Source organism: Oceanimonas doudoroffii, from assembly GCF_002242685.1.
Taxonomy (GTDB): Bacteria; Pseudomonadota; Gammaproteobacteria; order Enterobacterales; family Aeromonadaceae; genus Oceanimonas; species Oceanimonas doudoroffii.
The window spans coordinates 1,849,887-1,861,937 of sequence record NZ_NBIM01000001.1; the positions used below are offsets into that span (position 1 = coordinate 1,849,887).

Consider the following 12,051-nt stretch of genomic DNA (forward strand, 5'->3'; position numbering starts at 1 on the left):
TCGCCAAATACTCGTATCGGTATTATGCCGGGGCAGAGGGGGAACGCCAATGGCTAACCGACAAGTCCTGCCCGAATGCCCTGCCACAATACTCCCAGCGCCGACAGCACGGAAATCAGCAGAATGGCCGGCCGGACGCTGTCTCTATGGACCCTGCGTTCAAGCCACCGGGACAGCCAGAAGCCCAGCGCCACACCGGGAAGCAACTTCACCACCAGCGGCAGGGCAAGCAAGGCCGGCCCCCCCTTGGCGAGCAGCATCAGCAGCGACAGCGGTGTGCCCACCAGAAAAAAGACGGCGAGCTCGTCACGGGTGGTCAGTCGGGGTTGATACTGATAAAGCAACGCCATGGGCGGACCGCCCACCGAGGTGGCGGTACCCAACAGGCCCGAACAAAAGCCGGCCACGGTCAGGCCCACCGGCGTAGGCGCAATCGGGTAACGGCGTCCACTCAGCCAGACCGCCAGCAACAGGGCGCCGCCAAACAGCAGGCTGAGCTGCCAGCCGGTCAGGGTGACCAGCAGCAGGGCACCGCACCAGGAGCCGGGCAAGCGAGCGAGTATGGCCGGCCACACTCGTCGCCAGTTCAGCCGGTGGCGCTGCTTCAGCACCACCAGCAGCGACAGCCCCCAGCCCAGCACCAGCACCAGCACCGGTCCCGGAACATAGGCAGGATTGAGCAGATACAGCAGGGGCGCGGCCAGCAGTCCAAAACCGATGCCCACCCAGGCCTGCACCAGAATGCCACCGGTCACAATCAGCAACGCCAGCAACTCGGGGGAGGAATACAGCATGAATGTTGTTGGCAAGAAGTCGATGGCAAGCAAAGGGGATAGTCACCTATCGGAAAACCGACAGGTGACCAGTGTGCGTTATTGTGCCCCCGCCCCCAGGCGGGAACGTTCGCTGTTTTCCACCAGAATACCGGCGCCGATACGGTTGATCTCGGCCCACAGGGCTTCGTCGATCTCGATGCCGTTATCGATCACGTATTCCTTGTTCTCCGCCAGATCCTCCGGGCTCAAATAGCGCGCATGGCGGTTTCCCTTGGAGCGCTGCAGTGACCCGGCCAGATCCACCCGGGAGCTGCAGACAATGGTCAGCGCCTGTTGCTCTTCCGGCGTGGTCACCAGATTGGTGGAAGCCTGGCTGAAACTGGGGTAGCGCTCTCCCGCCTTGATGGCTGCGGCATATTCCTTCACCGTGCGGCTGCCATTCTGCCAGTAGGCGGTCACACTGATGCCGCGCCGGCCGCAATCGGTCAGCGCCTTGAGGGCAAACATGCGGTTGTGGCAGTTGTGTACGGTAATGGTGGCAATGCCGCTTTCCAGCGCCTTGGCATGGGCCAAATCCACCGAGGCGGCAATGCAGTTCAGGGCACTGCGGCCGTTGCTGTCGATAATGGCCGAGGTGCTGTCTTCATACACGACCGTGCTCAACGGCTTGTCGGCGTCCAGGGTCAGATAGGGCAACGCCCGCTCCAGCTCCGCCAGCCCGCCCAGGCCGTGCTTTTCCAGCCACAGCACCATGTTGGCAGCATCTTCATAGTTGCCCACAAAGTATCCGCATGCTTCAAAGCAGCGGCGCAGAGCCGCCTTCAGCTCATTCATTGAAACCTGCATCAGTCGTTCCCTCCCACGGTCGGTGCCAGGGGCATAAACCAGTCATCGTTATAGGTTTTGCCGATGTCTTCCAGCAGCGGAGCCCCCTGATACATGGTATTGCGCACCCACAGTCGGGAGCGCGGATCGAACTTGCTCACCCCAAAAAACGACAGCTTGCAGCGCAGCAGGTGCATGGGCAATATGTCATGGGCCAGCAGGTTGGCCTGAATGTCACCGTACACACAGCGATTCATGCTCTGAATGCGGCGGACTATGCCACGCAGTTTGGGCCGGGCCACCATAAAGCGGGCCGTGGTGTGCTCCGGGAACTCTTCAATATACTGGCACAGCAGCTGGTAACAGCGGAACACGGCATAGCCCACGCCCAAAGCCATTTGCTTTTCCCGGCCATCATCCAGCTCGCATTTGCCCAGGCGGGGCTCCATTTTGTCTTCCGAGCGGTACCAGAAAATATCCCGGTTTTTCGGATCGCTGAAGTCGATTTTCAGCGTCCAGGCATAGCGTTGTTCAATCACTGCCTTAAGCTGCTGCAGCGGCATCAGTGGATCCAGGTCGAGAAACTCTTCCGCACAATAATATTCATCCAGGCCATCCACCAGTTGCGGGTAAAGCTCCAGCATGACCGACACCAGCAGCTCCTGTCCCTGCAACGAGCAGTGTTGTTCGCTCCAGGCCAGCAGGTCATTCCAGCTCTCCAACCCCACGCCCGCCTGCTCCCGCAACTTCGCGAGATCCTCGATCACTCGGCGATTGTTATTGCTCTGCCAGGCGTCTTCCGTCACGGTTTCGGCAATATGCTGTGAACAGCGGCCCAGCAATTCACCCAGGCGCCAGCGTACTCCTTCATCGATATGCCCGAGGGCACGAACCTGGGCCAGGGCCAGCTCGCGCATTTCGATCCATCGGTTGATCAAGATGGGGTGATTAATAAGGTAAGGCGCCATGCCCAGGCCGGTGGAATTGCCGATGCCGAAATAGCGCTTGAGCTCGAGCTTCATGGGCGTGAACTGCTGCGGGTCCCGCTGCCGGGCAATGTGCTCGACCTGCAGCAGACTAAAGTTGCGCAGCATAAAACAGGCAAACATCTCGGCCGCAAACGGGCGGGCAAAATCCGGGAAACGGCTGCAGACCTTGTCCCAATCGGCCATGCCCAGCTTGCCGCTGCCGTAGACCGCGGTGGTGCGATAGAGGTAACCGACTTCGGCAATACGGGCGACGTCGGGTTGCTCCCCCTTGCTCAGTTGCGCCACCACATAATCAAAGTTGCGGGCGCTGCGGTTGGCGCGGGACAATACAAACACCCGGGAGTCGACCCGGCCGGCTTCCTGCAGGGGAACATTCTGGCGCAGGAAGGCCAGATATTCGTCTTCAATCCGCCCTTCCACCAGCGCCATGGTCAGATCCCACTTGCTGGCAATGACCCTGTCGTTGCGCTCTTCCGGGCTCAGATAATTGGAAAAAATAACAAAACTGAACAGGCCCTGGGGCGTGTTGATTTCGTAGATAAGGGTGCCGTAGCCTTCGGCACACAGCTCCTGACGAGCAATATTCACCTGCCAGCGTTCCAGCATAATGCGGCGTACCAGGGTACGCATAAAGCTCAACCGGCTTTGATGCATGGCACCCAGCCGCTCCAGATCCATCACCTGCTCTGCCGGGCGCAGCGGTAATGCATTTGGCCCCCGCAGCGAGGCCTTGATCGCAGCCAACCTCATCATGTTTCTACCCTCGATTAATGATTCCATTCCTGTGCGCCTTGAACCGAAACAAACGTTCGGGACGGCGCAGTGCCTGAAAGCGCAACACAGCCCGTTACCGGTGTGCTTGCCCGCCTTCTTTCTGGCTCATGGTGTGCATCTTCAATCAGGGCAATAAAACCCGACAAGTTAAATGGCTATATCACTTGATAAGAAAAGTTTATCAGAATGCTGCAAACCCGCATAAATACTGTTTCCCATGTAAAAACAAACCCGGCAAAGAGAAACAAAAAAACAACAAAAAATGAGAGATCGCGCAGCTAGGTGGGATGGATCGGCTGCCGACTTCGGCCGGCAACCATCGACGGCTCAGCCCTGGCGACTGGCCAGAATAAAGTCAACCAGCGCCTGGGCCGGCGGAGTCAACGACTTGTTGTTGAGCTGAATAATGCCGACCTGGCGCGTGATCACCGGGGCATGCAGGGGAATAAAAGTCAGCCGGGTATTACCTTCGGGAAAGGCATACCAGGGCAGAGTGGTAATGCCAAACCCCGCTTCCAGCATGGCGACCAGGGAAATCATGTTGGAAATATAGTACTGGGAGTGAGCCAGCAGTGACTCGGCCGCGCTGCCCTTCAGCAGGCTGGAGGTGCCATTACGGATCAACCGGTAGGGTTTCAGCTCGCGCCAGTGCAGCTCCTGGCTGACCGCCAGCGGATGTTCCTTGAGACACACCACGCCCAGCTTATCCTCCCACACCGGTATATAGCGTTTCTCGCTTTGGTCCTGATCATCGAACAGGCTGGCGATGCCGAAATCCACCTGCTGGTTTTCCACCATCTTCAGCACGGCGCGGGAGTTGTCATCGAACACGCTCACATGCAGCTCGCTGTCACCGATAAAGTCGAGCAACAGGCCGGGCAGAAAGCGGCTGGCAATGGAGGGCACCGAGGCCAGCCGCAAATGGCCGGTTTTATGCTCGGCCAGCAGCGCCATGTCTTCGGCAATGCGATCATGATGGGACAACAGCTCCTTGGCCCGAGGCAGAAACGCCCGACCAAAGGGGGTCAGTTCGGTCTTGGCGGTGCGGCTGTTGCGCTTTTCAAACAGGGCCTCGCCCAGCTTGCTCTCCAGGTCACGAATCGACAGCGAAATGGCGGGCTGAGTGCGATGGGCCTTTTCCGCCGCCAGGTGAAAGCCCTTCAGTTCGGCCACCCAGACGAAATGACGCAGCTGCGCCACCTTGAACTCCGGCAACATGATAAGTCTTCCTTATCAGCTAATATCATTAATTAATTTTTATTATTAAAACACAGCTCCTATCATGACTCCAACCAAGTAAAGGAGGTCCCTCATGTCTGATTCCGTATTTCGTAACTATATCGCCGGTGAGTGGGTTGAAGGCCCGAAGACCATTGCCAACATCAGCCCCGCCGATCTGAGCGACGTGATTGGTCATTACGCCCAGGCCGACGCCGCCCAGACCCAGGCCGCCATCGAAGCCGCCGAGCAGGGTCAGCAGGAGTGGGCCAAAAGCGGCCTGGAGCAGCGCTATGGCGTGCTGATGGCCATTGGTGACGAGCTGATCGCCCGCAAGGACGAGCTGGGCCGGCTGCTGGCCCGGGAAGAAGGCAAGACCCTGGCCGAAGGCGCCGGTGAAGTCTACCGCTCCGGTCAGTTCTTTCATTACTACGCCGCCGAAGTGCTGCGCCAGATGGGCGAAACCGCCGACTCGGTGCGCCCCGGTATTGAAATTGAAACCCGCCGCGAGCCGGTGGGCGTCGTGGGCATCATCACCCCCTGGAACTTCCCCACCGCCACCGGTGCCTGGAAAATCGCTCCGGCCCTGGCCTTTGGCAACGCCGTGGTGTGGAAACCCGCCAACCAGGTTCCCGCCTCCGCCTGGGCGCTGACCGAGATCATCTCCCGCCAGAACCTGCCCGCCGGCACCTTTAACCTGGTGATGGGCCCGGGCGCCGAAGTGGGCGACGTACTGATCAACTCCCGTCAGGTCAATGCCCTGACCTTTACCGGCTCACTGGAAACCGGCCGTCGGGTAGCCGCCGCCACCGCCGGCAATCTGGTCAAGTGTCAGCTGGAAATGGGCAGCAAAAACGCCCTGGTGGTGCTGGATGACGCCGATCTGGACAACGCCGTGGAGTGTGCCGTGAACGGTGCCTTTGGCGGCACCGGCCAGAAGTGCACCGCCTCGTCACGGCTGATCGTGACCGAAGGCATTCACGATCGCTTTGTGGACGCCGTGGTCGAGCGCATGAAGAAACTGGTCATCGGTCACCCGCTGAAGGAAGGCGTACATATCGGTGCCGTCGCCGACGGCCGCCAGATGGAGTCCAACCTCAAGTACCTGGAGCTGGCCAAAAACGAAGGCGGCAAGCTGGTGTTCGGCGGTGAAGTGATTAACGAAGACACCGACGGCTACTACATGCAGCCCGCACTGTTTGTGAACACCACCAATGACATGACCATCAACCGGGAAGAAGCCTTTGCCCCCATCGCCTGTGTGATCAAGGTGAAGGATTACGCCGAGGCGCTGGCCACCCTGAACGACACCAACTTCGGCCTGACCGGCGGTATCTGCACCCAGTCGCTGAAATACGCCACCGACTTCAAGCGCAATGCCAAGACCGGTTGCGTGATGGTCAACCTGCCCACCGCGGGCACCGATTACCATGTGCCGTTCGGCGGTCGCAAGGATTCCAGCTTTGGTCCCCGCGAGCAGGGTACCTACGCCCGGGAATTCTACACCGTCGTGAAAACCACCTACATCCGCGCATAACGGAGGCGGAATCATGAGCAGAGAGTTGCATAACGAAATGATCGTGATCGACGGACTGCAGTATTCCAACTGGAGCCGGGAGATCTTCGAACAGCTGCGCGAAGGCGGCGTGACCATGGTGCATGCCACCATTGTCTATCACGAGCAGATCCGTGAAACCCTGATGCGCATTGCCGAATGGAATCGTCAGTTCGAACAACACGGTGACCTGATCATGCCGGTGCGCGGTGCCGATGACATTCGCCGCGCCAAGGCCGAGGGCAAGGTTGGCATCATGTTCGGTGCACAAAACTGCTCACCGATCGAGGACGACATCGGCATGGTGGAGGTGATGCGGAATCTGAACCTGATGATCATGCAGCTGACCTACAACAACCAGAGCCTGCTGGCCTGTGGTTGCTACGAGGCAGAAGACAGCGGTGTGACCCGCTTTGGCCGTCAGGTAATTCGGGAAATGAACCGGGTCGGCATGGTGGTGGACATGAGCCACAGCGCCGAGCGCAGCACCCTTGAAGCCATCGAGATCTCGGAACGTCCCATCGTGATCTCCCATGCCAACCCGCTGAGCTTTCACGCCGCCAAGCGCAACAAGTCGGACACCGTGCTCAAGGCGCTGGCCGAGTCGGGGGGCCTGCTGGGTTTCAGCGCCTACCCGTTCCACCTGAAAAACGGCCCGGACTGCACCCTGGAAGACTACTGCGACATGATTGCCCGCACCGCCGATCTGATGGGGGTAGAGCGACTGGGCATCGGTACCGATCTGTGTCAGAACCAGCCGCTGTCGGTGCTGGAGTGGATGCGCAACGGCCGCTGGTCCAAAACCATGGATTACGGTGAAGGTTCCAAATCCAATGCCGACTGGCCCCGCCCGCTGTCCTGGTTCCGCGATAGCCGCGATTTCCCCAACCTGACTCAAGGGCTGCTGGCCCGGGGCTTTGGCAAGGAAGACGTGGCCAAAATCATGGGCCTGAACTGGCTCAACTTTCTGGACGAGGCCCTGCAACCGCAGGCCGCTGCTCGATAAGGATCTGGGGAGCCCCCGCTCCCCTTCGCATGATGTACCGCTATGGAGGCGAACATGAGCAACTCAACCGAGGCAACCCTGGCCATGAATAAGGATATCAACGGCAAGCCCACCCTGCTTTCCAGTCTCGATTTACCGGTGTTTCTGATCAGTGGCGGCGCCCTGCTGCTGTTCGTGGCCGCCGCCCTGTACGATATCGAGCTGGTTTCCCGACTGGTTAACAGCGCTTTTGCTACTTCCACCCGGCTGTTTGGTGCCTACTGGCAGGTGCTGCTGCTGCTGACCTTTCTGATCGGACTGGTCATGGCCGCAGGCCGTGGCGGTCGCGTGCGCCTTGGCAATCTGAGCACGCCCGAAATGTCCACCTTTCAGTGGATGTCGATCATCATGTGTACCCTGCTCGCCGGCGGCGGTGTGTTCTGGGCCGCCGCCGAGCCCATGGCTCACTTTATGTCGCCACCGCCGCTGTATGCCGGTGAAACCGACAAAATGAACATGGCCATCAACGCACTGGCTCAAAGCTTTATGCACTGGGGCTTTCTGGCCTGGGCCATTCTCGGCAGCCTGACCGGCGTGGTGTTTATGCATCTGCACTACGACAAGGGCCTGCCGCTGAAACCCCGTACCCTGCTGTATCCGGTGTTTGGTGACAGAGTGATGAAAGGCTGGCTCGGCGCCCTGGTGGATGCCAGCTGCGTACTGGCAGTGGTGGCCGGCACCGTGGGCCCCATCGGCTTTCTCGGTCTGCAGGTCAGCTTTGGCCTGGAAAAACTGTTCGGCATTCCCGATGTCTACAGCACCCAGGTCGCCATTCTGATAGGCCTGATTGTCATCTATACCCTGTCCGCCGTGAGCGGTGTGACCCGGGGCATTCAGATTTTGAGCAATGCCAATGTGGTGCTGGCCGCCTTCCTGATGCTGTTTATCTTTCTGTTCGGCCCGACCTCTTTTATCGTCGATACCTTTCTGAACGCCTTTGGTCTGTACCTGGACAACTTCATTCCCATGGCCACCTTCCGTGCCGATCCGGCCTGGCTGGACTGGTGGACGGTGTTCTTCTGGGGCTGGTTCCTGGGTTACGGGCCACTGATGGCGATGTTTGTGGCACGCATTTCCCGGGGCCGCACGGTGCGCCAGGTGATCATGCTGATTTCCATCATTGCGCCCATGATCACCTGTTTCTGGTTCACCATCATGGGAGGCAGCGGCCTGGCCTTTGAACTGGCCACGCCCGGCAGCGTGTCCGAGCCCTTTACCGGCTTTAACCTGCCCGCCGCCCTGCTGGCGATCACCGAACAGCTGCCCCTGGGCTTTGTGATCTCGGTACTGTTCCTGGTGCTGACCACCATTTTCGTGGCCACCACCGGCGACTCCATGACCTATGCGGTCTCCATGGTGATGACCGGCACCGATCACCCCCACGCCAGCGTGCGGGTGTTCTGGGGCATCATGATGGGGGTAGTGGCCGCCATTCTGATCTCCATCGGCTCCGGCGGCATCAGTGCCCTGCAGTCCTTTATTGTGGTCACCGCCGTGCCGGTATCCCTGGTGTTACTGCCCACCCTGTGGACGGCGCCACAAATCATTAAGCGCATGGCAGCTGAACAGGGGCTTTAAGCCGCCATGGCACGCTCCCGGTCTGACTCGCCGGAGCACGACTTTTGAGCGGCGACAGCCGCTCTTTTTTCACTTTTGTCCATCAAGGAACCACTTATGAAAACCGCCGTAAAAACCGACCTTTTCGCCTCCAAAGCGCCGCTGGAATGGGCCGTCATGGCCAACGGCCAGTTCTATACCGCCCAGATCCCCATCGATGCCGACGGTCAGGTAGTGGACGGTGGCATTGAGGCCCAGGCCCGCCAAACCATGGACAACTTCAGGCACACGGTGGAAGCCGCCGGCCTGACCATGGCCGACGTCACCCAGGTGCTGATCTACGTCACCGCCCGGGATCAGCTGCCGGTGTTCAACAAGGTCTATGCCGAGTACTTCGAGGCCCCCTACCCCAACCGCGCCGCCATGATCGTGGCCGGCCTGGCCCGGGAAGAGATGCTCTGCGAAATCGTGGCCTACGCCGCCCAGCCCTGACCCCGCCATGCTGTTCCGCTCACGATAACCCCGGCGGCCCGTGCGATTACAGGGGCCGCCGGTCTGCCTTCTTTGTTTGCGCTTTGCCCGCTTATCCTCGACTCCCCGATGCTGGTATCATGCTCGCCTGTTTTGTTTCGTCACGCTTCCACCAGACAAAAAGGCATTGATTTCATTATGAATCAGGAAAATTCCCCGCATACGCCCATGATGCAGCAATACCTGGCCCTGAAGGCCCAGCATCCGGACATTCTGCTGTTTTACCGCATGGGGGATTTTTACGAGCTGTTCTACGACGACGCCAAAAAGGCATCGCGGTTGCTGGACATCTCCCTGACCAAACGAGGCAAGTCGGCGGGCACCGCCATTCCCATGGCCGGGGTACCCTATCACGCGGCGGAAAACTACCTGGCACGGCTGGTGCAGATGGGGGAATCGGTGGCCATCTGCGAGCAGATTGGCGACCCCGCCACCAGCAAGGGGCCGGTGGAGCGCCAGGTGGTGCGCATCGTCACCCCCGGCACCCTGTCCGACGAGGCCCTGCTGAATGAGCGCCAGGACAACTGCCTGGCGGCGGTATATCACGACGGCGAGCGGTTCGGCTTTGGCATTCTGGATGTGAGCACCGGCCGCTTTGTAATCAACCAGTTCGAGCAGGAAGAAACCCTGATCGCCGAGCTGCAGCGCACCCAGCCCGCCGAGCTGCTGTATCCGGAAGGCTTTGCCTGGTTTGGGCTTATCGAGCAGCGCAAGGGCCTGCGCCGCCGGCCCGAGTGGGAGTTCGATCTGGGTACCGCCCGCCACCTGCTGTGCCAGCAGTTCGGCACCCGGGATTTGGTTGGCTTTGGCGTCGAGCAGTCCACCACCGCTCTGTGCGCCGCCGGCTGCCTGCTGCAATACGTGAAGGATACCCAGCGTACCGCCCTGCCCCATATCAACAGCGTCCGGCTGGAGCGCCGTCAGGACATGGTGATCATGGACGCCGCCACCCGCCGCAACCTGGAGCTGACCTTGAATCTCTCGGGCACGGTGGAAAACACCCTGGCCGAGGTGCTGGACGGCACCGCCACTCCCATGGGCAGCCGGCTGCTCAAGCGCTGGATCCATCAGCCCAGCCGCAACAAGAACGAGCTGAGCCAGCGTCAGGACATTATCGCCACCTTGATGGAGGGCGGCCACCATGAAGAGCTGCACCCGCTGCTGCGCCAGGTAGGCGACGTGGAGCGGGTGCTGGCGCGGCTGGCATTGCGCTCGGCCCGGCCAAGAGACTTAAGCCGGCTGCGCGCAGCACTGCAGGCCCAGCCGGACATTCAGGCGGTGCTGACTAACGCCCAGGCCGAGTGCCTGATGCCCCTGGCTCAACAAATCAGTGACTTTCCCGAGCTGGCCGAGTTGCTGGAAGCGGCGGTGGTCGACACCCCGCCGGTGGTCATTCGGGACGGCGGCGTCATCCGCGACGGCTACAACGCCGAACTGGACGAACTACGCGAGCTGGCCGCCGGCGCCCACCGTTATCTGGAAGAGCTTGAAGCCCGGGAGCGGGCCGCCACCGGCATCAGCACCCTGAAGGTGGCCTACAACAAGGTGCACGGTTTTTATATCGACGTCAGCCGGGCCAACTCCCACCTGGTGCCGGTGCACTATGTGCGCCGTCAGACCCTGAAAAACAACGAACGCTACATTATTCCCGAACTGAAGGAATACGAAGACAAGGTGCTCAACGCTCAGAGCAAGGGCCTGGCGCTGGAAAAGCGCCTGTACGAAGCACTGCTCGACCGCTTGCTGGAGCACCTTGCCCCCTTGCAGCAAAGCGCCGCCGCCCTGGCCCGGCTGGATGTGCTCGCCAACCTGGCGGAGCGGGCCGAAAGCCTGAATTACTGCCGGCCCGAGCTGACCGACGACGAGGTGATCGACATTGAGGAAGGCCGCCATCCGGTGGTGGAGCAGGTCATGACGGATCCCTTTATCGCCAACCCGCTATCGCTGTCTGATGAACGAAAAATGCTGGTGATCACCGGCCCCAACATGGGAGGTAAGTCCACCTATATGCGGCAAACGGCGCTGATCGTGCTGCTGGCCTACATGGGCTCCTTTGTGCCGGCTCAATCGGCCCGCATCGGCCGGGTGGATCGCATCTTTACCCGTATCGGTGCGTCCGACGATCTGGCCTCGGGCCGCTCCACCTTTATGGTGGAAATGACCGAAACCGCCAATATCCTCAACAACGCCAGCCGTCACAGCCTGGTGCTGATGGACGAAATCGGCCGGGGCACCAGCACTTACGACGGCCTGGCCCTGGCCTGGGCCTGTGCCGACGCCCTGGCCAACCGGCTGCATGCCTATACCCTGTTTGCCACCCATTATTTTGAGCTGACCGGGCTGGCGGCGCTGTGGCCGGCGGTGGCCAACGTGCACCTGGATGCGGTGGAGCACGGCGACACCATTGCCTTTATGCATGCCGTTCAGGAAGGGGCCGCCAGCCGCTCCTACGGCCTGCAGGTGGCGGCACTGGCGGGCGTACCCAGACCGGTGCTGACCCTGGCCCGGCAAAAACTGGCAGAGCTGGAAAGCGGCCGGAATGTGAGTGCGCCCAAGCCCGCCGCCGAACCTCAGGGCTCGCTGCCGTTGTTTGATGAGCCGGTGAATCCGGCGCTGGAATTGCTGGACGGGCTGAACCCGGACGACCTTACCCCACGCCAGGCACTGGAGCAGTTGTACCGGCTGAAACAGGCCAGAAGTGAAGGGTAAACGTAAGGAGTGAGGCAGTCCGAACATTCCCTACAAAGATGAAAAAGCCCCGCTTTACCGGGGCTTTTTCAT

9 protein-coding genes are annotated in these 12,051 nt (G+C 60.4%); 5 read left to right on the forward strand and 4 right to left on the reverse strand.

Features of this window, described 5'->3' with window-relative positions:
• Window positions 1-53: 53 nt before the first annotated feature.
• The 4 genes from B6S08_RS08605 to B6S08_RS08620 form a co-directional block, all read right to left on the reverse strand.
• On the reverse strand, window positions 54-794 hold the full coding sequence (locus B6S08_RS08605; protein ID WP_094200300.1) for a sulfite exporter TauE/SafE family protein: 741 nt from the start codon (window positions 792-794) through the stop codon (window positions 54-56).
• A 78-nt stretch (window positions 795-872) separates the two neighbouring features.
• Entirely contained in the window at window positions 873-1,622 is a 750-nt protein-coding gene (locus B6S08_RS08610) for a DUF3726 domain-containing protein (RefSeq protein ID WP_094200301.1), read from the reverse strand.
• Entirely contained in the window at window positions 1,622-3,343 is a 1,722-nt protein-coding gene (locus B6S08_RS08615) for a hypothetical protein (protein WP_094200302.1), read from the reverse strand. Before B6S08_RS08615 ends, B6S08_RS08610 begins: the two co-directional genes overlap by 1 nt.
• 348 nt (window positions 3,344-3,691) lie before the next feature.
• Complete coding sequence (locus tag B6S08_RS08620) at window positions 3,692-4,582, reverse strand: LysR family transcriptional regulator (RefSeq protein WP_094200303.1); 891 nt, start codon at window positions 4,580-4,582, stop codon at window positions 3,692-3,694.
• Between the two features lie 94 nt (window positions 4,583-4,676).
• Between B6S08_RS08620 and B6S08_RS08625 the strand changes: the two genes are divergently transcribed.
• The 5 genes from B6S08_RS08625 (at window position 4,677) to mutS (ending at window position 11,979) form a co-directional block, all read left to right on the forward strand.
• A complete protein-coding gene (locus tag B6S08_RS08625) occupies window positions 4,677-6,119 on the forward strand; it encodes an aldehyde dehydrogenase family protein (RefSeq protein ID WP_094200304.1) in 1,443 nt (480 codons plus the stop codon).
• Window positions 6,120-6,132: 13 nt separating this feature from the next.
• Complete coding sequence (locus tag B6S08_RS08630) at window positions 6,133-7,143, forward strand: dipeptidase (RefSeq protein WP_206063559.1); 1,011 nt, start codon at window positions 6,133-6,135, stop codon at window positions 7,141-7,143.
• Window positions 7,144-7,197: 54 nt separating this feature from the next.
• A complete protein-coding gene (locus B6S08_RS08635) occupies window positions 7,198-8,760 on the forward strand; it encodes a BCCT family transporter (RefSeq protein WP_094200305.1) in 1,563 nt (520 codons plus the stop codon).
• 96 nt (window positions 8,761-8,856) lie between these two features.
• Window positions 8,857-9,231 carry a RidA family protein gene (locus B6S08_RS08640; protein ID WP_094200306.1) on the forward strand — a complete coding sequence of 125 codons (375 nt, stop codon included), beginning with the start codon at window positions 8,857-8,859 and terminating at the stop codon, window positions 9,229-9,231.
• A 174-nt stretch (window positions 9,232-9,405) separates the two neighbouring features.
• Complete coding sequence (gene mutS / locus B6S08_RS08645) at window positions 9,406-11,979, forward strand: DNA mismatch repair protein MutS (RefSeq protein WP_211284212.1); 2,574 nt, start codon at window positions 9,406-9,408, stop codon at window positions 11,977-11,979.
• The last annotated feature ends 72 nt before the right edge of the window (window positions 11,980-12,051 follow it).

Bases quoted from the DNA above. Each gene is read 5' to 3' on its own strand.
- B6S08_RS08605 (WP_094200300.1), bottom strand. From the start codon at position 794: ATGCTGTATTCCTCCCCCGAGTTGCTGGCGTTGCTGATTGTGACCGGT.
- B6S08_RS08610 (WP_094200301.1), bottom strand. From the start codon at position 1,622: ATGCAGGTTTCAATGAATGAGCTGAAGGCGGCTCTGCGCCGCTGCTTT.
- B6S08_RS08615 (WP_094200302.1), bottom strand. From the start codon at position 3,343: ATGATGAGGTTGGCTGCGATCAAGGCCTCGCTGCGGGGGCCAAATGCA.
- B6S08_RS08620 (WP_094200303.1), bottom strand. From the start codon at position 4,582: ATGTTGCCGGAGTTCAAGGTGGCGCAGCTGCGTCATTTCGTCTGGGTG.
- B6S08_RS08625 (WP_094200304.1), top strand. From the start codon at position 4,677: ATGTCTGATTCCGTATTTCGTAACTATATCGCCGGTGAGTGGGTTGAA.
- B6S08_RS08630 (WP_206063559.1), top strand. From the start codon at position 6,133: ATGAGCAGAGAGTTGCATAACGAAATGATCGTGATCGACGGACTGCAG.
- B6S08_RS08635 (WP_094200305.1), top strand. From the start codon at position 7,198: ATGAGCAACTCAACCGAGGCAACCCTGGCCATGAATAAGGATATCAAC.
- B6S08_RS08640 (WP_094200306.1), top strand. From the start codon at position 8,857: ATGAAAACCGCCGTAAAAACCGACCTTTTCGCCTCCAAAGCGCCGCTG.